Consider the following 24,248-nt stretch of genomic DNA (forward strand, 5'->3'; position numbering starts at 1 on the left):
ACCACCACCATGCACATCGCGATCCTCACCTTCGACGGCTTCAACGAACTGGACTCGCTCATCGCGCTGGGCGTGCTCAACCGCATCAAGAAACCCGGCTGGCGCGTCACGCTGTGCTGCCCCACGCCGGAGGTCACGTCGATGAACGGCGTGACGGTGCGCGCGCAGTCGCTGCTCGAAGAGGCACGCGATGCGGGCGCCGTGGTCGTCGGCAGCGGCATCCGCACGCGCGACGTGGTGGCCAGCCCCGAACTGATGGGCCGCCTGGCGCTGGACCCAGGTCGTCAGCTGATTGCGGCGCAGTGCTCGGGCACCCTGATCCTGGCCAGGCTCGGCCTGGTGGCCGGCGTGCCGGCCTGCACCGACCTGACCACCAAGCCCTGGGTGCAGGAGGCCGGCGTCGAGGTGCTGAACCAGCCCTTCTTCGCACGCGGCAACGTCGCGACCGCGGGCGGCTGCTTTGCCTCGCCCTACCTGGCCGCCTGGATCATCGCGCGCGCCGAAGGGCTGGAGGCCGCGACCTCGGCGCTGCACTACGTGGCGCCGGTGGGAGAGAAGGAGGCGTACGTGGCCAACGCGCTGAAGAACATCACGCCCTATCTGGCACAGTGAGGCCATGACCGCGAAGGACCTCTCCCGCATCTATCGCAGCTACATCGCCTGCCTGAACGCGCAGGACTGGGCGAACCTGGGTACTTACGTTCACGACGAGGCGATGCACAACGGCCGGCCCCTCGGACTGGCGGGCTACCGCGCGATGCTGGAGAAGGACTTCGACGACATCCCGGACCTGTTCTTCGGCGTGCAGCTGCTCGTTGCCGAGCCGCCGCGCGTGGCCAGCCGGCTGCAGTTCCATTGCGCGCCCAAGGGCGAGTTCATGGGCCTGCCGGTGAACGGCAAGACCGTCTCGTTCACCGAGAACGTGTTCTACGAATTCAGGGACGCGAAGATCGCGAGCGTGTGGTCGGTCATCGACAAGGCGGCCATCGAAGGCCAGCTTTAAAGACCGAAGACCAGCAGCAGGTTGTTGGCCGGCATCTCGTGCCGCTCGCGCAGCGAGAGCCCCGAGCGGCGCGCTTCTTCTTCCACGTCCTTCAGCCGGCGAATGCCCCATGACGCGTCGCGGCTGCGCAGGCTTTCGTCGAACGCAAGGTTGCTCGGCGCCGGCAGCGTGTCTTCGAAGTACGGGCCGTAGGTGATCAACAAGCCGCCGGGCCGCAAGTGCCGCGCGGCACCCTGCATCAGGCCCACGCACGCGGCCGGCGGTGCGATGTGCAGCATGTTGGCGCAGTAGATTGCATCGAAGCGCTGCGTGAACGCGGGCCCCTGCGACGGCCACTGTGCGGCCGTCACGTCGAGCAGCAGCGGCGGCAGCAGGTTGGGCAGGCCGGCGTGCGCGACCCGCGCGGCCAGCGCGGGCAACGCGCGCGCATCCGCATCGGTCGGCTGCCACATCCATTCGCTCAGGGCTGCGGCGAACCAGGCGGCATGCTGGCCCGTGCCGGACGCGATCTCGAGTGCGGCACCGCGCGCGCCGAGCACCTTGCCCAGAACATCGAGGATGGGTTGCTTGTTGCGCTCGGCGGCGGTGCTGTGGGAAAGATCGGTCATCGGGGTCAGTCTTTGAAACGGGTACAGGCAACAGATAACGGATAACAGGTGAAGGGGCTTCAGCGAACATCGAACAGCGCGGCGGCGTTGCCCCAGGCAATGCGCTGCGCCACGTCGTTCGGCAGATCGCCGAGCCACACGCGGTAGCCGCGCATCGTCTCGTCGTACGCGCTCCAGCGCTGGTTGACCCAGGTGTCGGAGCCGACCATGAAGCGCTCCGGGTACTTGAGGATCAGCGCGCGCCACGCCGGGCAGAGCTTGCCGCCCTCGCAGGTCAGCCCCGGCCGGTACGAAAGCTCGCCCATCAGCAGCGGATAGCGCTCCAGCAGCGCCTGCACACGCTCGATGGGCGCACCGCCGATGCCGGTGTGGGCCCATATCAGGCGCAGGCTCTGGCCCTTCGACGGCGCGTTGGCCATCAGCAGGTCGACGGCCTCGTCGTCGACGTGCGCCAGCACCGCGAGCTTGCGCTGCTCGGCCAGCACCATCAGCTTCTTCGCGACGGGCCCGTTGGCGTTCGCGCTGTCGTACAGGTGGAACTCGCCGAGCCCCTTGTAGGGCCCGCTCGCGGTGCCGCGCGCGAGTTCGGCCTGCACCATCTCGTAGATGGTCTCGTCGCGGAACCAGTTGCCGTAGTCGTCGCGGTTGCGGTACAGCCGCACGAAGGGCACCACGCTCACGCCCGCGGCACGGGTCTCGCGCGATGCGGCCAGCGTCTGCGTGCCTGCGTTGGGCCGCGAGTTGGCGACGATCGCCTTGACCTTGTTGCGCTGCATGCGCGCCAGCGCCTCGGCGGGCGGGAACGGGCCGGTGTTGCCGTCCCACGCTTCCTGGTTGTAGTGCAGGTGCGTGTCGAACAGGGGGCCGTCGTAGTCCGCCGCCGTCGCGGCTGCCGCGCAGGCGGCCAGGAGCAGGGCTGCGATGGGCGCGGTGGCTCTCATGCGTACCTCGTTGGTGGTGATGCGCCGATTATTCCCGGCCCGACCGCCCGGCACGAGAGAAACCCGGGCCTTCAAGCGGTCGGCACGGTGCCTCCGTCGATCACGTATTCGGTGCCGGTGATCGCACCCGCGCGCGCCGACACCAGGAAGCCGATGAGCTCCGCCACCTCCTTCGGCCGCGCCGGGCGCCCGAGCGGAATGCCGCCGAGCGAGTCCATCAGCATCTGCTGCGCGCCCTCGTGGTCGGTGCCGTTGGCGCTGGCCAGCCGGTCGACCAGCGCCACGGCGGCTTGCGTTTCCACCCAGCCCGGCGACACGCGCACCACCCGCACGCCGCGCGGGCTCACCTCCTTCGACAGGCTCTTGCTGTAGGTCGACAACGCGGCCTTCGCGGCGGCGTAGGCGGTGGTCGCATCGGGCAGCGGCAGTTGCCGCTGGATGGACGTGACGTGCACGACCACGCCGCCGCCCTGTGCCAGCATGCCGGGCAACAGGGCGCGGTCGAGACGCACCGCGGGGTAGAGGTTCAGGTCCAGCGCCTGCTGCCATTCGTCGTCGCCGAGCACCGCGAAGCCGCCTGAAGGCGCCGACGAGCCGCCCGCCACGTGCACCACGATGTCGACGCCGTGCAGCGTGTCTTCGACGGCCTGCGCAACCGTGGCGCACCCGGCAGCCGTCGCGATGTCGGCTGCGACGAAGGCCGCCTTCATGGGCGACTCGGGCCGGCTGCGCGCCGTGGTCAGCACCGTGGCCCCGGCCTCGGTGAGTTGCGCCACGACGGCTTCGCCGATGCCCTTGGTGCCGCCGGTCACCAGCGCGCGCCGGCCTTCGAGCTCGACCGGGTTGCGGATCTCCAGCGATGCGATGAGGCCGTCGCGCAGCGTGAACACGTGCATCAGGTCGGCGCGCTTGCCGGGAAAGTTGCCTTCGACGCGAGTCAGCAGGCGGAAGCTCTCGGTGCCGTCCTGCAACAGGCCGAGCGGCGTCAGCCGGAACCGGTACTTCGCCTGGGAGGCCTGTCGCCACGCCGCGATGGCGGCCCTGCCGCGGCGGGTCTCGCCCTCGTCCTTCACGGTGGCGTCTTCAATGAAGCAGCCGGCCAGCAGGTCGGTGTTCGATTCTTCGTGCGATGCGAGGTAGCGCGCAATGGCGCCGGGATAGGTCTGGGTCATGGGGTTGCGTGAGCCTGTGTTTGCAAGGCGCCCATGCTCGACCTAAGCTCGCGGCATGGGAAGTACGCACCAAGAAGTTAGCGCCTCGCATGAGCCTGGCCCCGCACCCGCGCAAGAACCGGCGCGCAAGGCCTACACGCCGCTGTCAGCGGCCATCGACGTGGAGGCCTGCCTCGGCCTTCTCGAAGGCCGCTGGAAACTGGTGATCCTGTTCCATCTGTTCGACGGCCAGGTGCAGCGCTTCTCCGACCTGGAAAAGCGCGTGACCGGCATCTCGCAGAAGATGCTCGCGCAGCAGCTGCGCCAGCTCGAGGCCGACGGCATCGTGCTGCGCACCGTGCACTCGCAGGTGCCGCCGAAGGTCGACTACCGCTTGACGCCGTGGGGACAGCGGCTGTGCCCCGCGCTCGATGCGATGCTGAAGTGGGCCGAGCTCAGGGAACACTACGGCAGCTGACGCGCCACCGGGACGTGCACGTCCCACTTCTGCGCCCGGTCGACGCTCCGCGCGCAGGTCACCGCGATCAGGCGGCGGGTGTGCTCCGAGAGTTCGCCGCGCTTGTCGACCGACGACCAGCGAATCGTGTCCCACCGCGCGCCCAGCGGCACGGCGCACCTCGGCACGAAGACCTTGAGGTTGGGCTCGCTCGCGTTCCACTTCGCCTCCCCCTTCGCGTTCTCGCTCGCGACGAACTCGCGCGCCTTCTCGCGAATCTCGTAGAGGCCCTGCACGGTGTCGTTCGAGCGCATGTCCTCGATGCCCGTCGCGGCATGGGCGTTCGCGAACGCGGTGAGCAGAAAAACAGAGACAGCGGAAAGAGCGGTGGTGCGGCTATGCATGATTCGAAGCAGTGTCGTCGAAGTCTCCCTTGCGCAGCTTCAGCGCCACGTCGAAGAACGACGCCAGCACGCGGCTCTCGCGCCGGATCTGCAGGCAGTACAGGTAGGTCTGCGTCGCGGCGGGGTCGCCTTCGATGCGAACGGTGCGCAGGCGCGCATCGGGAATGAACTCCGCTTCCGACACGGCCCCGATGCCGATGCCGCGCGCCGCCGCTTCGCGGATCGCCTCGCGGCTGCCGATTTCCATCGCGAGCTTCGGGCGCACGCCCGCGCGTGCGAACGCCTCGTCGAGCGCACGACGGGTGCTGGAGCCGCTTTCGCGCTGGAGCATCGGCTGCCCGTGCAGCTCTTCGAGCCGGACCTCGCCGCGGTTGGCAAAGGGATGGTCGCGGTGAACGAACAGGATCAGCGCATGCCGCGCATACGGCGTGGCGCTGAAGCCCGGCGCCTCATGAAAGCGCGCCAGCACGCCGATGTCGACGGCATACGCCTCGAGGTCCTTGAACACCGCCGACGAGTTGCCCATGCGGATCGACACGTCCAGCCGCGGATAGCGCTTGCGGTAGGCGTCGACCATCTCGATCACGTGGAACGGGCCGACCGCGCCCAGCTTGAGCTCGCCCGACTGCAGGTCGCCGCTGTCGTGCAGCAGGTTGTACGAATCGAGCTCGAGCGACGCGATCTGCCGCGCGATGGGCAGCAGGCGCTCGCCCACGTCCGTGAGCTCGATGCGGTGCCCCTGCCGGTGGAACAGCATGACGTTGTGCTGCCGCTCCAGCGCCTGCACCTGCGTGGTCAGCGTGGGCTGGCTCAGGCCGACCGCGCGCGCGGCCGCGCTGAAGCTTCCGTGCTGGGCCACTGAGAGAAAAGCGCGAAGCCTGGCTGCCGTCATCCATAGATTATTTGAATGGTTCTGTGACAAATCCGTGATCGATCTGATATGCGGGTGTCACATAGCGTTCTTAGCCTTGGGGTAGTCCGAAGCCCACCGCCACTTCACGTCCCCCTGCCTCTCAGCCCCGCCTCATCCACGCCATGAACACCCTTCCTCTTCTGCGCCGCAGCCTGGCCGCCCTTGCGCTCTGCGCCGTCGCCGCCGTGCCGGCCCTGGCCGCCCCGCCCCTCACCATCGGCCTGATCCCCGCCGAAGACTCGCAAGCCATGATCGAAAGCAGCCGCCAGGTGCTCGACAGCCTGCAGCAGCAGCTCGGCATGCCGGTGAAGCCCTTCGTGGCCACCGACTACAACGGCGTGATCGAAGCGCTGCGCTCCAGGAAGCTCGACGTGGCCTACCTCGGCCCGTTCTCCTACGTGCTGGCCAACCAGGTCGCCGGCGTCGAAGCCTTCGCGGTCGCCGTGACGAAGAAGACGGGCCAGAGCTCGTACAGGAGCGTGATCATTGCGCGCAAGGACAGCGGCCTCGCCAAGCCCGCCGACCTGAAGGGCCGCACCTTCGCCTTCGTCGACCCGACCTCCGCCTCCGGCCACCTGTTCCCCAAGGCGGGCCTGCTGCAGGCCGGCAACGACCCCGACACCTTCTTCGGCCGCGTGATCTTCTCGGGCTCGCACGACGCCAGCATCCTGGCCGTGGCCAACAAGAAGGTCGATGCCGCCGCGGTGGCCGACCGCATCCTCGCAAGCGCCATCGCCAAGGGCCAGGTGAAGGCCGACGAGCTCGAGATCGTCTGGTCGTCCAGCCCCATTCCCGAGTCGCCGATGGTCTGGCGCAAGGACCTCGACCCCGCGCTCAAGGCCAAGATCGCCAAGGCACTGGCCAACGTCAAAGACCTGCCGTGGGGCGACCAGGGCGTGCTCAACGGCTTTCAGCCGACCAGCGACGCGGCCTACGACGTGGTGCGCGACACCGCCAAGGTGCTCAAGCTCGACCTGCGGAGCATGAAGTGATCCGCATCCGCCAGCTCACCAAGCGGTACGGCGACAACGCCGTGCTGCGCGGTGTGGACCTCGACGCGGCACCGGGCGAGTTCGTGGTGGTGCTCGGCGAGTCGGGTGCCGGCAAGTCGACCCTGCTGCGCTGCGTGAACCGCCTGGCCGTGGCCGACGGCGGCGAGCTCACCGTCGACGGCATGGACGCGGTGAACTGCGCGGACACGCGCGCCCTGCGCCAGCGCGTGGCCATGATCTTCCAGCACCACAACGTGGTGCCGCGGCTCAGCGCATTGAAGAACGTGCTGACCGGCCGGCTGGGCGCGGTGTCGACGCTGGCGTCGGTCCTGCACTTCTTCAGCCGCGCGGACATCGCGCTGGCCCACGAGTGCCTGGGCCGCGTGGGCCTCGCGCACAAGGCGAACGAGCGCACCGATTCGCTCTCGGGCGGCCAGATGCAGCGCGTGGGCATCGCCCGCGCGCTGGCGCAGCAACCGCGCCTGATTCTTGCGGACGAACCGGTCGCGAGCCTCGACCCGCAGACCTCGCGCAAGGTGCTGCAGTACCTGCACGACGCCTCGCGCGACCTGGGCATCACCGTGCTGTGCAACCTGCACCAGGTCGACTACGCGCGCGAGTTCGCCGACCGCATCGTCGGCCTCTCGCAAGGCCGCGTGGTCTTCGACGGCGCGCCGCGGGCCATGGGCCAGGACGACATCGACCGCATCTACCTGCCGCAACCCGAACCCGAACGCAAGGACCCGGCCCGCCCGCGGGCGCTGGCCATGCCGTCGATGGCCGGGCACGGAGGATGACACCCATGAACCCGCAGGAATCGACCAAATACGCCTGGACCGGCCCGGTGCCCGAAGGCCGCCGCAGCTGGGTGCAACTGCTCATCGGCGGCTGCGCGATCGCATGGGCGCTGCAGTGGAGCGCCGCCGGTGCGCAGCTCAGCTGGTCCGAACTCGCGGCGGGGCTGCCGCAGATCCTGGACTTTCTAGGACGCACCCTGCCGCCCGACCTGAACATCCTGGGCCGGCTCATGGCGCCCGCGCTGGAGACCATCCAGATCGCGGTGTGGGGCACGCTGCTGGCCGTGGTGCCCGCCATTCCCCTTTCGTTCCTGGCCGCGCGCAACCTGCAGAGCAACCGCTGGGTGTACCAGAGCACGCGGCAGGCATTGAACGTGGTGCGCAGCATCAACGAGCTGATCCTGGCGCTGGTGTTCGTGTCGGCCGTGGGCCTGGGGCCGTTCCCCGGCGTGCTGGCGCTCGCGCTGCACGGCGCGGGCATGCTGGGCAAGTTCTTCGCCGATGCCATCGAGGAGATCGACCAGGGCCCGCTGGAGGCGCTGCGCGCCACCGGCGCGCGGCCGCTGCAGGTGATCGTGTTCGGCGTGCTGCCGCAGGTCGTCACCGCGTGGATCGCGGTGGTGCTCTACCGCTTCGAGGTGAACCTGCGTTCGGCCACGGTGCTGGGCATGGTGGGCGCGGGCGGCCTGGGCTTCGAGCTGGTGAGCAGCCTCAAGCTCTTTCGCTATCCCGAGACGGCCACCTGCATCATCGTGATCACCGTGATGGTGATCGTGGCGGACACGCTGTCGAGCCAGCTGCGCCACCGCATCCAGCGCAATGGCCGTCACTGACATTTCCCTTCCGGTTCGCGGCTGCGCGACCCCTTCCTGAACCCCCATGTGGACCTACTGCAACCCCGTCGATGTGCATGCCGGCTGCGGCTCGCTCGATGAACTCCCCCGCCTGCTGGGCGAACGCCGCGCGATCCTCATCGCGTTCCCTGAAGCGATCGCGCTCGGCCTGGTCGGCCGAGTGCGCGGCCTGCTGGGCGAGCGGCTCGCCGCCGTCGAGACCGAGGTGCTGCCGAACCCCGACGTGGCCTGGCTCGCGCCCATGTACGAGCGGCTGTGGCGCGACCATGCCGATGTCGACTGCGTCGTCGCGCTCGGCGGCGGCAGCGTGATCGACTGCGCCAAGGTCATGCTCACGCGCCCGGCCACCGGGCGCTTCGACGAGCTGCTGGCGGTGCTCGAAGGCGCGAAGCCTGCTGCGGCTTCGCTGGGCCGGCATCGCCGGCTGCTGGCCATTCCGACCACCGCGGGCACCGGCAGCGAAGTGACGCCGTGGGCCACCGTGTGGGACCAGGCGCGCGCGCGCAAGCTGTCGCTTCATCTGCCGTGGACCTGGCCCGAGGCCGCCATCGTCGATGCCGACCTGATGCTGAGCCTGCCGCACGCGGCCACGCTGGCCAGCGGGCTCGATGCGCTGTCGCACGCGCTGGAGTCGCTGTGGAACGTGCACCGCAACCCGGTGTCGGCCAGCCTGGCCGTGAGCGCGGCGCGCAGCATCGTCGCCACGCTGCCGGCCTTGCTGGCGCAGCCGGCCAGCGCCGAGCTGCGCGAGCGGCTCGCCACCGCGGCACTGCAGGCCGGGCTTGCGTTCTCGAACACGCGAACGGCGCTCGCGCATTCGCTGTCCTACGACATCACGCTCAGCCACGGCACGCCGCACGGCATCGCGTGTTCTTTCAGCCTGCCGCGGATCATGCGGCTGGCGGCCGGGCGCGACGCCGGGCTCGACGCGCTGCTGCTCTCGGTGTTCGATGCCGGGCACATCGACGAGGCCGTGGCGACGCTGTCGGGCTTCCTGGCAAGCCTGGGCGTGAGCGTCGATCCGGCGCACTACGGCATTGCCGAATCGGACTGGAACGACCGCATCCAGCAAGCCCTGGCCGGCGCACGCGGGCGCAATTTCATCGCCGCGGCCTGAACGCCGCACGTTCTTTCACCTTACCCTTACCGACACCATGAACGCACCTACGACCCCCACCGCCCTGCCCGCGCACCAGCTCCAGGCCGTCATCTTCGACTGGGCCGGCACGCTGGTGGACTTCGGCTCGCTCGCGCCCACGCAGATCTTCGTGGAAGCCTTCGCCAGCTTCGGCATCGAGATCAGCCTGGCGCAGGCGCGCGGCCCCATGGGCCTGTCGAAGCGCGACCACATCCGCACGCTGCTCGAGGAACCCGCGATCCATGCGCAGTGGGTCGAGCGCTTCGGCGCGGCGCCGGGCTCGAAGGACATCGACGCGCTGTACGAGCGCTTCATGCCCATGCAGATCGACAAGGTGGGCGAGTATTCGCAGCCCATTCCGGGCGCCATCGACACGCTCGCATGGCTGCGCGCGCAGGGCCTGAAGATCGGCTCGTGCTCGGGCTACCCGCGCCAGGTGCTCGACGTGCTGCTGCCGCTCGCGGCCAAGGCCGGCATCGTGCCCGACCACGTGGTGGCGGGCGACGAGCTGCCGGCCGGCGGCCGCCCCGGCCCCTACATGGCATTGGCCAACGTGCTGGCCCTGAAGGTGGGCGACGTGCGCGCCTGCATCAAGGTGGACGACACCACGCCCGGCATCGAGGAAGGCCGCAACGCGGGCATGTGGTGCGTCGGCCTGACGCTCTCGGGCAACGAGGTGGGCCTGACCGAAGAGGCGCTGAACAAGCTGCCCGCGGCCGAACGCGAAGCGCTGCGCGCCGGTGCCGAGCAGCGGCTGCGCGCGGCCGGCGCACACATCGTGATCGACAGCGTGGCCGACCTGCCGCGCGCCGTGCACGAGATCGCGCGGCTGCAGCGCGAAGCCTGAGGCTCAGCGCATCGGCCGGAAGGCCGCGCGCACTTTCTCATCGAGTTTCTCGCCGGCTTCCTCGCTGAACAAGGCCGGCGCTGGCGGCGGCATTGTCCGAGCGATTTGTCCGGGCTCGGTGTCCTTCGAAGGGCGCAGCATGGCGAGGGCGCCGGCGCCGCTCGACATGGCGCTGAAGACCATCGACGTGACGAGCCGGTGACGGCGGGAAGGAGCGCGTGAGCGGGAAGGCGTGAGGTCGTCCATGCCGGGTTCTCCTGGTGTTCTCGGGTTTCGGGAGCCCCGATCGAAGAAGCCGGACGTATCTCGAATGTGTGCACCCGCGGCCGATTCGAATGGGCGTGTACCTGCCGCGAATGGCGATACACGGCCATGCAAAACAGCGGCGCAATGTGCAAGACGCGCCGGCCGCGCGCTGCCACAGTGCCTCATCCCTTGGTAGGCCTGCACGCACCCGGCGTGCAATAGCCCTGTACCAATGGGGTGTTGACGCGCGCGACAGGGTCCGTAGAGTTGCAGCGTCCTCCACTTCGCACAACGAGAACCCCCCATGAGCAATCCGCCCGACACCTCGAAGAAGACACCGCTGACCACCGCCTTCGGCGCGCCCGTGGTCGACAACCAGAACAGCCTCACCGCAGGCCCGCGAGGCCCCGTGCTGATGCAGGACGTGTGGCTCCTCGAGAAGCTCGCCAACCTGAACCGCGAGATCATTCCCGAGCGCCGCATGCATGCGAAGGGCTCCGGCGCGTTCGGCACCTTCACCGTCACGCACGACATCAGCCGCTATACGCGCGCCAGGCTCTTCAGCGCCGTGGGCAAGAAGACCGAGATGTTCGCCCGCTTCACCACCGTGGCCGGCGAGCGCGGCGCGGCCGACGCCGAGCGCGACATCCGCGGCTTCGCGCTGAAGTTCTACACGGAAGAAGGCAACTGGGACATGGTGGGCAACAACACGCCGGTGTTCTTCCTGCGCGACCCGCGCAAGTTCCCCGACCTGAACAAGGCCGTGAAGCGCGATCCCCGGACCAACATGCGCAGCGCCACCAACAACTGGGACTTCTGGACGCTGCTGCCCGAGGCGCTGCACCAGGTCACCATCGTGATGAGCGACCGCGGCATTCCGGCCAGCTACCGCCACATGCACGGCTTCGGCTCGCACACCTACAGCTTCGTGAGCGCGCAGAACGAGCGCTTCTGGGTCAAGTTCCACTTCAAGACGCAGCAGGGCATCAAGAACCTCACCGACGCCGAGGCCACGGCCGTGGTGGGCGGCGACCGCGAGAGCCACCAGCGCGACCTGTTCGACTCGATCGAACGCGGCGACTTCCCCAAGTGGACGCTGTATGTGCAGGTGATGCCCGAGGCCGACGCCGAGAAGGTGCCTTACCACCCCTTCGACCTCACCAAGATCTGGCCCAAGAAGGACTACCCGCTGATCGAAGTGGGCGTGATGGAGCTCAACCGCAATTCCGAGAACTTCTTCGCCGACGTGGAGCAGAGCGCCTTCGCGCCCAACAACCTGGTGCCCGGCATCAGCGTGTCACCCGACAAGATGCTGCAGGCGCGCCTGTTCGCTTATTCGGACGCACAACGCTACCGCCTGGGCGTGAACCACCACCAGATTCCGGTGAACGCGCCGCGCTGCCCCGTGCACAGCGACCACCGCGACGGCACCATGCGCGTGGACGGCAACTACGGCGGCCTGCCGCACTACGAACCCAACAGCTTCGGCCAGTGGCAGGAACAGCCCGACTACCGCGAGCCGCCGCTCAAGCTGCGCGGCGACGCCGACTTCTGGAACTTCCGCGAGGACGATGCCGACTACTTCAAGCAGCCCGGCGACCTGTTCCGCCTGATGAAGCCCGAGCAGCAGCAGGTGCTGTTCGAGAACACCGCGCGCGCCATGGGCGATGCGCCGGAGTTCATCAAGCGCCGCCACATCGACAACTGCAGCAAGGCCGACCCGGCCTACGGCGCGGGCGTGGCGAAGGCGCTGAACCTCCTCTGAGCCGATGCCCGGGCCGCGGCTTCGGCTGCGGCCGCCTTCGAGAGGACAGACCAGATGGCTCGATTCGTTCTGGTGCCGGGTGGCTGGCACGGCGGCTGGGCATTCGACGCGGTAGGCCGGGCGCTGTCGAACGAAGGCCACGAGGTCCAGGCGCTCACGCTCTCGGGGCTGGGCGACGAGCCCGCGAACGGCGCCAACCTCGAGCGCCACATCGGCGAGGCGGTGCAGGCGCTTCGCGGGCGCGACGCGCCTGCCGTGCTGGTCGGTCATTCGTACGGGGGCATGGTCATCACCGGCGCGGCGGACCGGGCGCCTTCGCGCGTGAAGGCGCTCGTCTATGCCGATGCCTATGTGCCGGACAGCGGCGCATCGCTCTGGTCGCTCACCACGCCGAACTACCGGGAACGTTTCATCGCGGGCGTGGCTGCGGATGGCCTGACCTGCGCGCCGGCAGCCCACCTCGACAAGCGATGCCGGCCTCATCCGATCGCCACCTTCCTGCAGACGATCGAGCTGAGCGGCGATTGGCGCGGCGTTCGCAGCAAGGCCTTCATCGCTGCGTTCGGCTGGGAAGGAAGCCCGTTCATCGCGCTGTACGAGCGCTTTCGGCTGGACCCTGAATGGGCGACGTATCGGCTTGAGTGCGCGCACGATATTCCGCGGCTGGCTCCCGACGCCTTCGCGAAAATTCTCCTGGCGTACGCATAGCGCAGCCGAGCGCAGCAGCTCGAAAGCCGGTCGGTGCGCCCGCCTGGAAGAACGTGCCGTCGTGGTTCGTCTACAGCGACGGCGACGGCGACAAGAACATTCCGCCGGCCGCGCAGGCCTTCATGGCCGAGCGCGCCAGGTCGGTGAAGACGGTGGTGGTCAAGGGTGCCTCGCACGTGGTGATGACCTCCAGGCCCGACATGGTCGCCAAGCTGATCGCCGAGGCCGCGAGCCGATAGCCCAAGGCCCCGGCCAAAGCCTCGCGGCAGCGGCCACGCCGGGGCGGTAGTAGAGTTGCACGGTCTTCAACACGGCCTCCTGTCGCCAGGGAGCAAGAGATCGACGCAACCGATACCCCTCCACGCTGCTGCATCGTCGGCGGCGGCCCGGCCGGCATGGTGCTCGGGCTGCTGCTCGCGCGTGCCGGCGTGAACGTGGTCGTGCTGGAGAAGCACACCGACTTCCTGCGCGACTTTCGCGGCGACACCGTGCACCCCTCCACGCTGGAGATCCTGCATGAGCTGGGCCTGCTCGACGCCTTCTTGCAGCGCCCGCACGATCGCATCGACGAGCTGCGCGCCACCTTCGAAGGCCGCGCCTTCCCCGTGGCCGACTTCACCCACCTGCCCTCGCACAGCAAGTTCCTCGTGCTGATGCCGCAGTGGGAGTTCCTGGACTTCATGTGCGACGAGGCGCGGCGCTACCCTGGCTTCGAACTGTGGACCGACGCCGAAGCCATCGGCCTGCTGCAGGACAACGGCCGCGTCAACGGCGTGAAGGTGCGCCGCGGCGGCCGCACCGGCAAGCCGCAGGACCACGAGCTGCACGCCTCGCTGGTGGTGGCCGCCGACGGCCGGCATTCCACGCTGCGCGACGCGGCCGCGCTGCCGCACATCAGCTACGGCGCGCCCATCGACGTGCTGTGGATGCGCATTCCCAAGCAGCCCGGCGACCCCGATTCCACCGCCGGCCACATTGCCGGCGGCCGCTTCCTGGTGACGCTGAACCGTGGCGACTACTGGCAGTGCGCCTTCGTCATTCCGAAGGGCGGCCATGCGGCGCTGCAGGCGCGCGGCATCGAGGCGTTCCATGCCGAGCTCGCGCAGATCGCGCCCTTCCTGCGCGAGCGGCTGCCGCAGGCGCTGCCCGACTGGAAGGCGGTGAAGCTACTCGAAGTGACGGTCGACCGGCTCGAGTCGTGGGCCTGCAAGGGGCTGCTGTGCATCGGTGACGCGGCGCACGCCATGTCGCCGGTGGGCGGTGTGGGCATCAACCTGGCCGTGCAGGACGCCGTGGCCGCCGCCAACCTGCTGGCACCGGCGCTGGCCGGCACGGCGACCGACAAGCAGATCGACACGCTGCTGCCGCAACTGCAGCGCCGCAGGGAATGGCCGGTGCGCGTGACGCAGGCGGCCCAGCGGCTGGTGCAAAACCGCGTGCTGGTGCCCGTGCTGGGCGGTGAGCTGTCGACCGTGCCGGGGCATGTGCCCTGGCCGCTGCGGCTGCTGTCGCGCTGGCCGCGGCTGCGCAGGCTGCCCGCGCGCGTGGTGGGCCTGGGTGTGCGGCCGGAGCACGTGCGGTCGCCTCGCGCCTGAGCGCGGCTCTTTATGCTTTGTTTACGCGCAGGCGTGAACATTCGACGCCGTTTTGACGCACGGCTTTCCACACTCGGTGCTTCGCAAGACCAGAGTGATTCATGGACATCGTGTGGTTGGCCGCTGTGGCGGCCGTGTGGGTTTTATCGGCCGAGGCGCTGGTGCGTTTCTACGGGCTCGATGCGCCGCTGAAGCGGGATCAAGCCGGAGGCAAGGCGGGGCACGCAGCGGGTGTGAGGCGGGTATGAGGCGGGCATGAATCGGGGTGCGGCATGGCGTTGAACGCAACACTCTGGTACCGCGCCGCGGCCTGGGCCAGGCAGGCCCGCGCGCGGCCCGACATGACGCTGTGGTGGTCGTGCTGCGGCACGCCGTCGCTCGGCGCGCAAACGTCCATCGGACGGCATGGCGCGCGCGATGTGCTGGTGGCGTCATGCGCCCACTGCGGCGCCGAGTGGCTCAGCCAGTCGCAGGCGCAGAACCCGGGCGACTGGCGGCCGATGCAGCACGGCGGTGTTGCGGCGGCACGACCGGCATGCGGGCCGGCCCGCACGCCGGCACATGCCATCGAAGACATCGAGGAGCGAGGCGCCTGGCGCCGGCGCAAGCGACGTGACGCGGAAGACTGAAGGGCGGTGCGCAGCGCCGTGTCAGGCCGATGCCACCGGCGCCCACTTCGTGTTCGCGGTGAAGCTGAAGCGCTGCTCCGCGCCGTCGTCGCCACGCCCGTAGCCGCGCAGCCTGAGGTGCGGATAGACGAACGACAGCGTCGTCGCATTGCTCGCGACCTTCGTCCACATGCGGTCGGCCGCGCGCACGACGCGCAGCACGCTGCCCTCGTCGGTGTAGCTCTCCAGCGTGAAGTACGCCGAGTCCGGCGACCACGCATGGCCCCGGCCCCAATGGGCGCCCGGAATCGCGAGGCCGTCGAGCGTCACGCTGTTGAGGCTGTCGCTGTGCGGCTTCTCGGTTTCGTAGGTCCAGACCGTCGTGTGCGCGCCGTCGGGCGAGGCGATGCGTTCGCCGCTGTAGCCGATGTACAGAGGGCTGCCGTCGCCGGGCGCAACGCGCACGCTCAAGGCCGGCGCGCCTGCGTCACCTGGCGCGACCAGTACACGCCGTCCAGCCTGTCGAGCCGCACTTCACCGCCCGTCGACGGCGCATGCACGAAGCGCCCGCCGCCCACGTAGATGCCCGCGTGCGACGGCGTGGAAGAACCGAAGAGCACCAGGTCGCCGGTGCGAAGCTCCGACATGGCCACGGGGCGGCCGAAGGCGGACATGCGCGCCACCGTGCGCGGCGGCACCTGCCCCACGCTGTGGACGTACACGTAGCCGATGAGCCCGCTGCAGTCGAAGCCGCCGTCGGGCGTGTTGCCGCCGTAGCGGTACGGCGTGCCGACCAGGCCGAGCGCGTGGATGGCGATGCTGTTCGATTGCTCGTCGCTCAGCGGCGTGCTGCCGATCGAAGGACCTTGCCCCCGGCCCGAGCGTGGGCCGGGCGGGCTGGCGCAGCCGACCATCAGGATGCACAGCCCGATCGGGATCAGGCGAAGCAGCCAGCGCAGCGGTGTGCGGAAAGAACGGGAGAGCGCGAGTGCATGGAACATGTCGGCGGGCGGGTCTTGTGGACGTGCCCTGACTCTAGCGCGAGTCGGCAATGGGGCCGATACGGCGGTATGAAGGTACCGGGGTAGGGAGGCGATGCCGGGGAAGGCGAGGAAGGCGGGGAAGGCGGCACACCTTGCGCGTTCGGGGCTGCACGAGGAGCCCGACGCGCAAAGATGTGCGGGAGGAGGCGAGTTACTGCGCGGGAGCGACGTTCACGGCGTCCTTCAGCGCCTTGCCGGCGGTGAACTTGGGCGCCTTGCTGGCCTTGATGGTCATCGGCTCGCCGGTCGAGGGGTTGCGGCCGGTGCGTTCGGGGCGGCTGGCCACCGCGAACGTGCCGAAGCCGATCAGTTGCACCGTGTCGCCGCTGGCAAGAGCGCGCGAGAGGTTGTCGATGGCAGAGTCCAGCGCGCGAGCGGCGTCGACCTTGCTGAGGTTGGTGTCGTTGGCGATGGCGGCGATGAGTTCAGTCTTGTTCAAAGCAGGAATTTCTTTCTTCAGTCAAACGGTTGGGAAAAATACAGTGTCGCTGGGCGCACCGGGCACGAACTTTAAACGCCCCGCCGGGGGATGGCGGCGCGCAGGCGTTTCAAAAGTGAAACATCGTGACCGATGACCGGGGTTGCGATGGTACGTGGCCCGCGCACCCCGGGCCGGAATCCGCGTGACAAAGCGCCAGATGCGCTGTGATCCATGCATGCGGGCATAAGTTCAAGGCAATTCGGCTTGTGTAAGCTGCGCCGGCAATGGCATGGCTGGAACGCATTCGACGCTGGCAATACACCAGGCGCACACGGCGTGCGGCATGTGAGCGCGCGCTAGCGGAATTCGCCCGCACGCACGACGATCCCGCCATGGGCGCGCACGTGCTTCGCGCCGATGCACGCGGCACCGTGGTGCGGGTGATGTACATGGCGGGGCACATTCCGCCCGAGCGCTGCTGGTACCTGGTGTCGATCGACAACGCCGCGGTTCGCATGCTGTCGTTCGACGATGTGAAATTGCTCGAGTCACCGTGGCGGTGATCGCCGGCCGAATGTCTTCGGCCGGCGTTCACTTGCGGCTCTCCTCGAGCAAGGTTTTCGCAGCGCTCGCCAGGTCGAACGCCAGGTCGACGAGGTGCATCCGCTGCTTGGCCGTGTCTTGCGTCCACGGCTTCGTGCTGTGGCTGATGCACCAGAGCAGCGAGTGCAGTTGCGTCAGCTTGGCTTCGGCCGCGTCGGCCGCGCTCAGCACGATGGTGTCCGCAGCGGGCCGGGTGCGGAGTCGGGTCGGTTCTTGTAGCGTCATTCTTGCAGTGCTCCCTTTGCAGATTGCGCGTGGCCGGATGCCGGCTCACACGGGCTCCGACTCTAGAGAAGGCAGGCCCGATGCAAACGGGAATTTGCGCTAGTAATTCTCGAATTGCGCGAGAACCAGCAGCCCCTTGCACAACGCGCCCTGCTCTCGCTTGCGCGATGAGCACATGTCGCCGCGACCGCAATAACATTCAGGCCATCTCAGTTGCCGGACCCCCCATGTCGTTCCTGAAAAAACTCTTTGGCGCGCGCCCCTCGGCGCCACTGCAAGCCGTCAGCGTCGCCGCCTACGCGGAAGGCTATGCAACGCATGTTCGCCTCGCCCTGCCCGGCACGCAGGTGGAGGTCGAGCATGGCGCCACGCCCGGTCTCACGCGCGTGCACTGGACCTTTCCCGACGGCGGCAAGGTGAGCACGTTCCTGGGCAATGCGTATGCGCGCTACCTGCAGCAACCCGAGGCGATGAACGCACTCTTCGCCGAGCATCTGGCCGATGCACGGCGCACGCAGGAGGCCGACGACAGCACGGAGCTGTCTCGCATCCTTCCCGTGCTGAAGACGACAGAGTGGGTGAGTGCTTCGCAGGCCCAGTTGGCGAGCAGCAACGCACCGGCGGACCAGTTCCCGGTGCTGGGCAAGCTCGCGGGATCGCTGGTGCTGGCCTACGTGGAAGACACGCCCGAGGCCATGCGCTACATCACGCCAAGCCGGCAGAAGCGCATCGACACGGACTTCGCGGCGTTGAACGACACCGCGCTCGAGAACCTGAAAGCCTTTCTTCCTCAACTGCGCGTCGAGGGCGGCGGCGGCCGCTATGCGGCGCGGCTCGATCACAACTACGACGCGAGCATGGTCCTGGTCTTCGAGCATTGGCGCGACCGGCTGTCCGTGCCGGGCGACCCGGTGTTTGCCATCGCGGCGCGCGATGAACTGCTGATATGCGGCAGTGAAGACCACGAGTCGGTGGCGGCGTTGCGCGACATGGCCCGGGAGATTGCAGCGAAGTCCGCCTATGGGTTGACGAGCGAATTGTTCGTCTGGCGTGACGGGCGGCTGCAGGTGCTGGCGGACGCCGGCTGAAGAGGAGCCGGAGCTACCAGTCGATCGGTGCGTCGTCCATGTCGGTCATCACCACGGCCTTCAATGCGGCGGCAATCCCCGCGATTTTCCGGCGCTGCGCGTCGAGCGGATCGTCGAACGCCGCCACGTAGGCCGTCACCAGCTTGCCGCGCGCATAGCGCAGGAACGGCTGCCACTCGTCTTCGTGGAAGAACTCGGCATCTGCTTCGCCGAGTGCAAGCTGGATCTTCTCGCCCGTGCGCGGATTGACGGCAACGTACGGCTGCGCCCTCTCCCGCAGACCGGCGTCGGTCGAAAGAAGTTGCCGCCACTCCGCCAGCGAGATCCCGGCTTTGCCGGCACCGCTGCGCTCGACGATCAAGTTCATTCCCATACCCCAAACTCCGTCTCAAAAAAAAGCGGCTCGTCGCGCAGCATCGTCATCAAAACCCGGGAGCAGCGCGCCAACGCACGGTGTCCGGATACGGTTCCTCGTTCATGAAGCTCAGAAAGATCTCCAGAACTGCATCTGCCGCGAACCACTCGTCGGCCTTGAGCGCAACTTCGCCTGCACCGAACACCAACTGGGTCCCATCGGGAAAAACCGGGCTCGGCTTGCCGTGAAATGCCCGCCATCGCTTTGCGGTACCGGCATCGAATCGCTCCACCATGCAGGTCGCCTTGCCGCCTGCGACTTGAACATGGCTCCCGTCCGCACTCGCGAGCGACGCATACGAGTGCTTGCCTGCGCTCCAAAGCGCGCGCACTCGCTGCCGAACTTGTGCCTGCGTGGGTGCGTCGATTGCAACGAAGTTCTGCCCTTCCAGTCGCATCGTGTTCATGGCGCAAAGGCCTGCAAGGCGCGAGCCACGTTCAACGGCTCTTGCCTGTCGCTGCCTGCTTCGGCACGGAACGCGAACTCGACGATGAGTTCAGGAGCGACAGGGGCGGTCATGCTGGCGACTTTGCCATAGCTGGCTCGGCTGCGGTCGTGGTGCCGAGCTTGAAACCGCCGATGGGCAGGCAAGCCTTGCGGGCTTCGCGCCTGCCCATCGAGCGGATCCCTTCTGATCGCACGAAGGGATTAAAGGGATTAAAGGGGATGAAGCACCTCTAGCTTTTCGCGGCCCTCTGGAACAACGCCGCCGCGTCCTGCGCCAGGTCGGACGCGATCCAGAGCAGGCGGTCCCGGCGATCGGGGCCCACTTCTTCGAACCATCCGTTCATGTTGCCGTAGAAACTCAGCAGCAACGCGTTCAGTTGCTCCAGCCGGTTCTCCAGGAGGTCCCATGCATCCGATGGCGTGATTCCGTCGGGGGAAGTGGGGCCGGAAGCCCGGGCCATAATTCGTTCAGCCATTTGGTGTGCCTTTCTTAAGCGTTAGCACGTCACTTGGTCAGACGGTCAAGGTGTTTCCGCACTTTGGCCGTCGCCATTTTTGCCTCACGTTCGCGTCGCTGCCTGGTGCACCGACGGCCCGCCGTGAAGCGAAGCAGCTCATCTTTCCGTGGTCGTCTTGTGTGCTGCCTCCTGGCCCGTGTAGCGGGTTGTCTTGTTGCAAGGGCATTCACTTTAGATAAGACCGGTGGGGCGCGGCGGAAAAATTGTGCCCAGTAATTCTCGAACTCCGAGGGCAATTGCCGGGCGGTCTGGGCAGTACACAAAGCCTGACAGTCGTCGCCAAAGCTGCTGCGCGGTTCGCGCAAATTGCACCGGCTCGGGACGACCTCGCGGTGACGGCTCTCGAACTCTCGAACCGCACGGCAAACTGCTGTTCAAGCCCCGCCTCGCCGTTCGATGGCTTGCCAGTTAAGCTCGCGAGCACGCCCGGAGGCGGAGGAGACGAAACATGATGCGAATACTCGTGCTGGCGCTCTTGGTGTTCGGGGCCTGGAAAGGCTATGGGCACTACCAGGCAAAGAAGCTCTCCGCGATGGAGAGCGACAAGTTGCCCGCACTCAACCTGACAGGCAACAAGCCAAGCCCTTCGGCGGCGAACTTCGCTTGCGACGGCCGCAAGTACTGCTCCCAGATGACCTCGTGCGCGGAGGCCACCTACTTCCTGAAGAACTGCCCGGGCGTGAAGATGGACGGCAACAACGACGGCGTGCCTTGCGAGCAGCAGTGGTGCCGCTGAAAAAGAGCGCGGCCGTTCGCAGCCTTCCTGCTACAGCAGCCCGCGTGTAGATGCTTTGAGCGTGGCCGCCGCGCGGGTCGAGCAGCCGAGCTTGCGAAACACGCGTTCGACGTGGGTTCGCACCGTGCTCGGGCTGATGCTCAGCGCGCGTGCGACCTGCTTCGTGTTGTCGCCCCGGCTGATGCAGCGCAGAACCTCCAGCTCTCGCTGCGAAAGCGACTGGTCGTCCTGCGCGGGTGCCGCGACTTTCGCGGGCGTGCCCGGCAGCACGCAGGCGAGCAACGCAGTGACGACCTCCTGGTCGAAGCGGCCCGCGTCCACGTCCTGCTGCATGCGCGCGAGCGACTGTGCGTCGCTCAGTTCCTCGCGCCACGGACGGCGGGTGCCATGGGACACCCACTGCTCGGCCGCCGCGACGATCTGCCCTTCGAGCGGCATCGCCATGCCGGAGCGGCCGCGAAAGTAGCCCGAGCCGTCGCGCCGCTCGAAGGCGAACGACGCAATTTCCGCCTCGGCCGCGAGACCGTCGATCTGCCCTGCCGCGCGGGAGGTCCAGTACGGCACGAGCCGCAGGCGCTCCAGCGAAGCGGCCGGCAGCGGCTCGGGCGCGTTCCAGATGGCGTTGGGCACCGCCGCGCGCCCGATGCCGTGGATCAACCCGGCCTTGTACGCACGATGGCGCAAGGCTTCGTCCATTTCGAGCTGTGCGCTGCAATCGCGCGCCAGCCTGGCCACGCGGCGCGAGTAGCCCGTCATCCACGGGAGCTTGAGGTCGATCACGTCGCCGACCAGCTCCAGCCCCACGCGCCGGTGCATCGAAACCGGTTGGTCGGCCACGTCGGTCCACGGCGCGACGGGCGCGTCGAGCAACGCCAACCACTCGGGCGCGCGCGGTGCGGTCGCATCGACGAGGAAGCCGGGGTAGACGCTGTTCGCGCGTCCGCGTGCCAGCGTGAGGGCTTCGTCGAGCCCGTAGAGGCGGCTGAAGATCTCGATGTCGCTCGCCAGGGCCACGACGCAGGTGGCAACGGGCACGTCGTGGCCCTGGAGCACGCCGGGCACGCCGCTGCCGTCGTAGGCCTCGAAGATGGCGCGCAGCGCGGCCTCGGTCTCGGGGCCCAGGCCCAGCGTGCTCGCGATGTCGCCGGCCACCTCGCAATGGATGTTGGCCATGGCGAGCATGCCCTCGGGCAGGGGCATGCTGCGCTGCGAATGAGGCGAACGAGGCGACTGCGGCGCTCTCGGCTTCTGGGATGCCAGGAGGGCCTGCCGGCCCAGCACGTCGTCTTCCAGGAAGTCGGCGAACTCCTGGGCATTGGCCGTGCAACCCGACCAGCGCAGCAGCGCGACGTGCTGCACGGCCTCGATCTGCAACGGGTTGCAGCCGGCTTCGGTCGCGATCATTCCGGCCAGCCAGGCGGTGCGCAGCGAATGGTCGATGGGCTGGCCCATGCTCAGGTCGCCGATGAAGGCGAGCGCGCGGACCGCGTCAAAGACGGTGATGGTGGTGTCGTCGGGCATGGGGTCGGTGTGGCAGGCGGACAGCATCGCACAGTCTTCGCCGGCCGGTCCGGGCCGTGTCGGTCATTCGACGGATAGCGCGGGCGGCGGTGCCGGAAAAGAATGGTTGCACCCGCCTCGCACGAGGCGCAACACCCTTCCCTCTCCTTCCTTCTCGACCCACAACCTCTGCACAACCACCATGTCCGACGCCCTTCATCAGCCCCAACCCGAGCGAGCCGCCTGGCTGCGCAAGCTCTACTTCATTCGTGCCGCCTTCTCCTTCGTGTGGGTCGCGCTGGTCTTCACCGTTGCCAAACAGTCGCCCGCCGTGGCGACTGTGCTGCTGATCGTCTACCCCGCATGGGACGCCCTGGCGAACCTGCTGGACGCCAGGATGACGGGCGGCACCAAGGCCAACCCCACCCAGACGCTGAACGCCTGGATCAGCACGATGGTCGCCGTGGCCGTCACGGTCTCCCTCGTGCTCGAGTTCCAGGTGAGCCTGCTGATCTTCGGGGCCTGGGCCATCGTGTCGGGCCTGCTGCAGCTGGCCACGGCCATTCGCCGCCGCAAGAGCGACCGCGGGCAGTGGGTGATGATGCTGAGCGGCGCGCAGTCCGCGCTGGCCGGCGGCTTCTTCATCGCACAGCAAGGCGGCAGCGCACCGGTGCTGCAGACGATCGTCGGCTATGCGGCGGTCGGGGCCGTGTACTTCCTGATCTCGGGGCTGGTGATTCTTTTTCGCAAGCCCGGGGCCGGAGCGCGCGAACTCGCCCGGTAAATGCCGAATGCCGAATGCCGATGCCAGCCATATGGCGCGCATCGGCATCCCTCCTGAGCCGCCACTGAAGCGTGCCGGCGGTCACGTTGAGCATGCAAATGCAGATGATCGGCAATGCCTGCCGATCGTCTGCTGCTTGCTCAACGGCCCGTTGTCAAAGCACTTACCAGAGCATTTACCAAAGCATTTACCAAAGCATTTACCAAAGCATCTTGAAGCCCGCGCTGGCATTGATGCCGCTGCGCGTGCGCGTGTCGCCGCTCAGGTCCCACAGCTTGCTCACCTCGCCGTACAGGCTGGTCGTGCGGCTCAGCTGCCAGGACGCGCCGCCCGCCAGCTCGGTGCTGGTGCCACCCGTGCGCGTGGCGATGTCGGTGAAGCCGGCCGGGCCGATGAAGCGCGTCACGTCGGTGCCGCTGCTGCTGCGGTGGACGTTCACGCGCACGTAGGGCTGCAGCAGCCCCGCGCTGGTGGCGATCTCGCCCTTGAGCCGCACACCCGCGCGCACCAGCCAGCCATCGTGGCTGTCCTGCTGCACCAGCGCACCGACGATGCTGGTGTTGTCCAGGCTCACGCGCTGGTGCACCAGTTGCAGCTGCGGCTCGATGCTCCAGTTGGGCGTGATCGCGAAAGACTGGCCCACCTCGATGGCCGCCAGCAGGCTGTCGCCCTTGCCCGAACTGCCGAAGCTCAGCGTGGGCGACGCGGTGTAACGGTGGCGCCCGCCCTGCAGCACGCCGTCGACGTACAGGCCGCTGCCGTTCTTCCAGGTGGCATAGGCGCCGATGTACTCGCTGCGCAGGTCGCTGGAACCCACGCCGAGGTTCGCCAGGCCGCTGGCGAAGCCGGTCACGCGCATGTCGCCGTCGAGCTGGCCCACATAGACGCCCACGCGCCAGTTGGGGTCGGCCCACAGGTCGGTGCCGGCCTGGAAGCCGGTGAGGCGCCCCTTGCTCGTTGGGCTCACGGTGCCGCCTTGCGAGATGATGCGGTCGGTGCTGATGACGCGGCCCCAGGCCTGGCGATAGGCCTGGCCGGGCGCGGCGGAACCTGCGTCGTTGCTGGCGGGACGGATGTCGTCGCCCGTGCGCTGGCGCAGGCCGCCCAGCATGGCCAGGCTGGCCTCGCGGAACTGCTCGGGCAGCGCGGCGTACAGCGGCACTTCGGCGCGGTAGGTCGGCACGACCAGGCCGCCACCGGTGGCCGGCGGCACGGCCGTGGTGGTGGAGCGCAGGTACCAGTTCTCGCCCGCGCCGCTGGCGTCGGCCGCGTACAGCCGGTACTCGTAGGCACCCGCATCGACGTGGCCGCCCGCGAGGCTGAAGGCGCTCTTGGTGGTCTGTGCGGTGGTGGTGGCACCGCCGACGGCGCTGATCAACTCGATGCCGTTGCCGCTGGTCAATGCGCCCAGGCCGCCGAGGTTGGTGACCTGCACGTTGGT

Annotated in this window: 33 protein-coding genes and 1 pseudogene; 18 read left to right on the top strand and 16 right to left on the bottom strand. The window is 68.2% G+C overall.

All coding sequences use genetic code 11. The features are described from left to right. The first annotated feature begins 9 nt into the window (after positions 1–9). Together BM004_RS31250 and BM004_RS31255 are read left to right on the top strand one after the other, a co-directional pair. Positions 10–612: a DJ-1/PfpI family protein gene (locus tag BM004_RS31250; protein ID WP_093219145.1), complete on the top strand. Its 603-nt coding sequence runs from the start codon at positions 10–12 to the stop codon at positions 610–612. A gap of 4 nt (positions 613–616) precedes the next feature. Next, positions 617–1,003, top strand: a complete 387-nt coding sequence (locus tag BM004_RS31255; RefSeq protein ID WP_093219146.1) for an ester cyclase — start codon at positions 617–619, stop codon at positions 1,001–1,003. Here BM004_RS31255 and BM004_RS31260 read toward each other — a convergent pair. The 4 genes and pseudogenes from BM004_RS31260 to BM004_RS42140 all read right to left on the bottom strand — a co-directional run. Then, positions 1,000–1,611, bottom strand: a complete 612-nt coding sequence (locus tag BM004_RS31260) for a DUF938 domain-containing protein (protein ID WP_093219148.1) — start codon at positions 1,609–1,611, stop codon at positions 1,000–1,002. The genes BM004_RS31255 and BM004_RS31260 overlap by 4 nt on opposite strands. Before the next feature lie 59 nt (positions 1,612–1,670). Continuing rightward, positions 1,671–2,552, bottom strand: a complete 882-nt coding sequence (locus tag BM004_RS31265; protein ID WP_093219149.1) for an amidohydrolase family protein — start codon at positions 2,550–2,552, stop codon at positions 1,671–1,673. Between the two features lie 71 nt (positions 2,553–2,623). Beyond that, positions 2,624–3,448, bottom strand: coding sequence for an SDR family oxidoreductase (locus BM004_RS31270; protein WP_093219205.1), 825 nt, complete (start codon positions 3,446–3,448; stop codon positions 2,624–2,626). After that, positions 3,422–3,724 (bottom strand): annotated as a pseudogene (locus BM004_RS42140) (nuclear transport factor 2 family protein); the annotation flags it as partial. The pseudogene BM004_RS42140 and the gene BM004_RS31270, both read right to left, overlap by 27 nt. 55 nt (positions 3,725–3,779) lie before the next feature. On the opposite strand from BM004_RS42140, the gene BM004_RS31275 reads away from it, so the two are divergent. Then, complete coding sequence (locus BM004_RS31275) at positions 3,780–4,181, top strand: winged helix-turn-helix transcriptional regulator (RefSeq protein WP_093219151.1); 402 nt, start codon at positions 3,780–3,782, stop codon at positions 4,179–4,181. Here the strand turns inward: BM004_RS31275 and BM004_RS31280 are convergent. Together BM004_RS31280 and BM004_RS31285 are read right to left on the bottom strand one after the other, a co-directional pair. Continuing rightward, entirely contained in the window at positions 4,169–4,564 is a 396-nt protein-coding gene (locus BM004_RS31280) for a hypothetical protein (protein WP_143072577.1), read from the bottom strand. The two genes, BM004_RS31275 and BM004_RS31280, sit on opposite strands and share 13 nt — an antisense overlap. Further along, positions 4,557–5,456: a LysR substrate-binding domain-containing protein gene (locus BM004_RS31285; protein WP_093219154.1), complete on the bottom strand. Its 900-nt coding sequence runs from the start codon at positions 5,454–5,456 to the stop codon at positions 4,557–4,559. The genes BM004_RS31280 and BM004_RS31285 overlap by 8 nt, the downstream gene beginning before the upstream one ends. 143 nt (positions 5,457–5,599) lie before the next feature. On the opposite strand from BM004_RS31285, the gene phnD reads away from it, so the two are divergent. From phnD to phnX, 5 genes are read left to right on the top strand one after another with little or no spacing between them, the layout of a single operon-like run. Further along, entirely contained in the window at positions 5,600–6,469 is an 870-nt protein-coding gene (phnD, locus tag BM004_RS31290) for a phosphonate ABC transporter substrate-binding protein (protein ID WP_093219155.1), read from the top strand. Next, the gene (phnC, locus tag BM004_RS31295) at positions 6,466–7,266 is read left to right on the top strand and encodes a phosphonate ABC transporter ATP-binding protein (RefSeq protein WP_093219157.1); all 801 of its coding nucleotides are present in this window, start codon (positions 6,466–6,468) and stop codon (positions 7,264–7,266) included. Before phnD ends, phnC begins: the two co-directional genes overlap by 4 nt. Beyond that, the gene (gene phnE / locus BM004_RS31300) at positions 7,263–8,099 is read left to right on the top strand and encodes a phosphonate ABC transporter, permease protein PhnE (RefSeq protein ID WP_218152755.1); all 837 of its coding nucleotides are present in this window, start codon (positions 7,263–7,265) and stop codon (positions 8,097–8,099) included. The genes phnC and phnE overlap by 4 nt, the downstream gene beginning before the upstream one ends. Before the next feature lie 46 nt (positions 8,100–8,145). Beyond that, positions 8,146–9,237 carry an iron-containing alcohol dehydrogenase PsrA gene (gene psrA, locus BM004_RS31305; RefSeq protein WP_093219160.1) on the top strand — a complete coding sequence of 364 codons (1,092 nt, stop codon included), beginning with the start codon at positions 8,146–8,148 and terminating at the stop codon, positions 9,235–9,237. Between the two features lie 37 nt (positions 9,238–9,274). Beyond that, positions 9,275–10,105, top strand: coding sequence for a phosphonoacetaldehyde hydrolase (gene phnX / locus BM004_RS31310; RefSeq protein WP_093219161.1), 831 nt, complete (start codon positions 9,275–9,277; stop codon positions 10,103–10,105). Positions 10,106–10,108: 3 nt separating this feature from the next. Here the strand turns inward: phnX and BM004_RS31315 are convergent, their stop codons facing one another. Beyond that, positions 10,109–10,351 carry a hypothetical protein gene (locus tag BM004_RS31315; RefSeq protein WP_143072578.1) on the bottom strand — a complete coding sequence of 81 codons (243 nt, stop codon included), beginning with the start codon at positions 10,349–10,351 and terminating at the stop codon, positions 10,109–10,111. A gap of 304 nt (positions 10,352–10,655) precedes the next feature. Between BM004_RS31315 and BM004_RS31320 the strand changes: the two genes are divergently transcribed. The 6 genes from BM004_RS31320 to BM004_RS31340 all read left to right on the top strand — a co-directional run bounded on the left by BM004_RS31320 (position 10,656) and on the right by BM004_RS31340 (position 15,048). Next, positions 10,656–12,116, top strand: coding sequence for a catalase (locus BM004_RS31320; protein ID WP_093219164.1), 1,461 nt, complete (start codon positions 10,656–10,658; stop codon positions 12,114–12,116). A gap of 54 nt (positions 12,117–12,170) precedes the next feature. Continuing rightward, positions 12,171–12,824: an alpha/beta fold hydrolase gene (locus BM004_RS31325; protein WP_093219166.1), complete on the top strand. Its 654-nt coding sequence runs from the start codon at positions 12,171–12,173 to the stop codon at positions 12,822–12,824. Positions 12,825–12,877: 53 nt separating this feature from the next. Beyond that, positions 12,878–13,063: an alpha/beta fold hydrolase gene (locus BM004_RS42530; protein WP_371271152.1), complete on the top strand. Its 186-nt coding sequence runs from the start codon at positions 12,878–12,880 to the stop codon at positions 13,061–13,063. Between the two features lie 132 nt (positions 13,064–13,195). Continuing rightward, a complete protein-coding gene (locus tag BM004_RS31335) occupies positions 13,196–14,419 on the top strand; it encodes an FAD-dependent oxidoreductase (RefSeq protein ID WP_256220130.1) in 1,224 nt (407 codons plus the stop codon). A gap of 101 nt (positions 14,420–14,520) precedes the next feature. Continuing rightward, positions 14,521–14,667: a hypothetical protein gene (locus tag BM004_RS41615; protein ID WP_177206663.1), complete on the top strand. Its 147-nt coding sequence runs from the start codon at positions 14,521–14,523 to the stop codon at positions 14,665–14,667. 24 nt (positions 14,668–14,691) lie between these two features. Further along, the gene (locus BM004_RS31340; protein WP_093219170.1) at positions 14,692–15,048 is read left to right on the top strand and encodes a hypothetical protein; all 357 of its coding nucleotides are present in this window, start codon (positions 14,692–14,694) and stop codon (positions 15,046–15,048) included. Positions 15,049–15,069: 21 nt separating this feature from the next. Here the strand turns inward: BM004_RS31340 and BM004_RS31345 are convergent, their stop codons facing one another. The 3 genes from BM004_RS31345 to BM004_RS31355 all read right to left on the bottom strand — a co-directional run bounded on the left by BM004_RS31345 (position 15,070) and on the right by BM004_RS31355 (position 16,509). Further along, positions 15,070–15,498: a hypothetical protein gene (locus tag BM004_RS31345; protein ID WP_143072579.1), complete on the bottom strand. Its 429-nt coding sequence runs from the start codon at positions 15,496–15,498 to the stop codon at positions 15,070–15,072. Beyond that, positions 15,495–16,028, bottom strand: a complete 534-nt coding sequence (locus tag BM004_RS31350) for a C40 family peptidase (protein WP_177206664.1) — start codon at positions 16,026–16,028, stop codon at positions 15,495–15,497. The genes BM004_RS31345 and BM004_RS31350 overlap by 4 nt, the downstream gene beginning before the upstream one ends. A gap of 193 nt (positions 16,029–16,221) precedes the next feature. Further along, complete coding sequence (locus tag BM004_RS31355) at positions 16,222–16,509, bottom strand: HU family DNA-binding protein (protein WP_093133007.1); 288 nt, start codon at positions 16,507–16,509, stop codon at positions 16,222–16,224. Positions 16,510–16,775: 266 nt separating this feature from the next. Here BM004_RS31355 and BM004_RS40935 point away from each other — a divergent pair, with 266 nt between their 5' ends. Continuing rightward, complete coding sequence (locus BM004_RS40935; protein WP_143072580.1) at positions 16,776–17,054, top strand: hypothetical protein; 279 nt, start codon at positions 16,776–16,778, stop codon at positions 17,052–17,054. 28 nt (positions 17,055–17,082) lie between these two features. Here the strand turns inward: BM004_RS40935 and BM004_RS31360 are convergent, their stop codons facing one another. Next, positions 17,083–17,319, bottom strand: coding sequence for a hypothetical protein (locus BM004_RS31360; RefSeq protein ID WP_093334567.1), 237 nt, complete (start codon positions 17,317–17,319; stop codon positions 17,083–17,085). A 227-nt stretch (positions 17,320–17,546) separates the two neighbouring features. On the opposite strand from BM004_RS31360, the gene BM004_RS31365 reads away from it, so the two are divergent. Continuing rightward, on the top strand, positions 17,547–18,407 hold the full coding sequence (locus tag BM004_RS31365; RefSeq protein ID WP_093219178.1) for a DUF1444 domain-containing protein: 861 nt from the start codon (positions 17,547–17,549) through the stop codon (positions 18,405–18,407). Between the two features lie 13 nt (positions 18,408–18,420). On the opposite strand, the gene BM004_RS31370 is transcribed toward BM004_RS31365, so the two are convergent. The 3 genes from BM004_RS31370 to BM004_RS31380 all read right to left on the bottom strand — a co-directional run bounded on the left by BM004_RS31370 (position 18,421) and on the right by BM004_RS31380 (position 19,745). Next, positions 18,421–18,774 (bottom strand): hypothetical protein, encoded by a 354-nt coding sequence (locus tag BM004_RS31370; RefSeq protein WP_093219181.1) that lies wholly within the window; start codon positions 18,772–18,774, stop codon positions 18,421–18,423. Positions 18,775–18,829: 55 nt separating this feature from the next. Next, on the bottom strand, positions 18,830–19,228 hold the full coding sequence (locus BM004_RS31375) for a hypothetical protein (protein WP_256220127.1): 399 nt from the start codon (positions 19,226–19,228) through the stop codon (positions 18,830–18,832). Positions 19,229–19,499: 271 nt separating this feature from the next. Then, on the bottom strand, positions 19,500–19,745 hold the full coding sequence (locus BM004_RS31380) for a hypothetical protein (protein WP_093219183.1): 246 nt from the start codon (positions 19,743–19,745) through the stop codon (positions 19,500–19,502). Positions 19,746–20,235: 490 nt separating this feature from the next. On the opposite strand from BM004_RS31380, the gene BM004_RS31385 reads away from it, so the two are divergent. Next, positions 20,236–20,523, top strand: coding sequence for an excalibur calcium-binding domain-containing protein (locus BM004_RS31385; RefSeq protein WP_093132999.1), 288 nt, complete (start codon positions 20,236–20,238; stop codon positions 20,521–20,523). Positions 20,524–20,553: 30 nt separating this feature from the next. On the opposite strand, the gene BM004_RS31390 is transcribed toward BM004_RS31385, so the two are convergent. Continuing rightward, positions 20,554–22,044 (bottom strand): HD domain-containing phosphohydrolase, encoded by a 1,491-nt coding sequence (locus BM004_RS31390; RefSeq protein WP_093219213.1) that lies wholly within the window; start codon positions 22,042–22,044, stop codon positions 20,554–20,556. A 181-nt stretch (positions 22,045–22,225) separates the two neighbouring features. Between BM004_RS31390 and BM004_RS31395 the strand changes: the two genes are divergently transcribed. Then, positions 22,226–22,807, top strand: a complete 582-nt coding sequence (locus BM004_RS31395; protein ID WP_093219186.1) for a DUF308 domain-containing protein — start codon at positions 22,226–22,228, stop codon at positions 22,805–22,807. 199 nt (positions 22,808–23,006) lie between these two features. Here BM004_RS31395 and BM004_RS31400 read toward each other — a convergent pair. Then, the coding region (locus BM004_RS31400) for an autotransporter family protein (RefSeq protein ID WP_143120474.1) at positions 23,007–24,248 on the bottom strand (1,242 nt) is incomplete at its 5' end.

The organism is Variovorax sp. OK212, from assembly GCF_900112425.1.
Lineage (GTDB): Bacteria > Pseudomonadota > Gammaproteobacteria > Burkholderiales > Burkholderiaceae_C > Variovorax.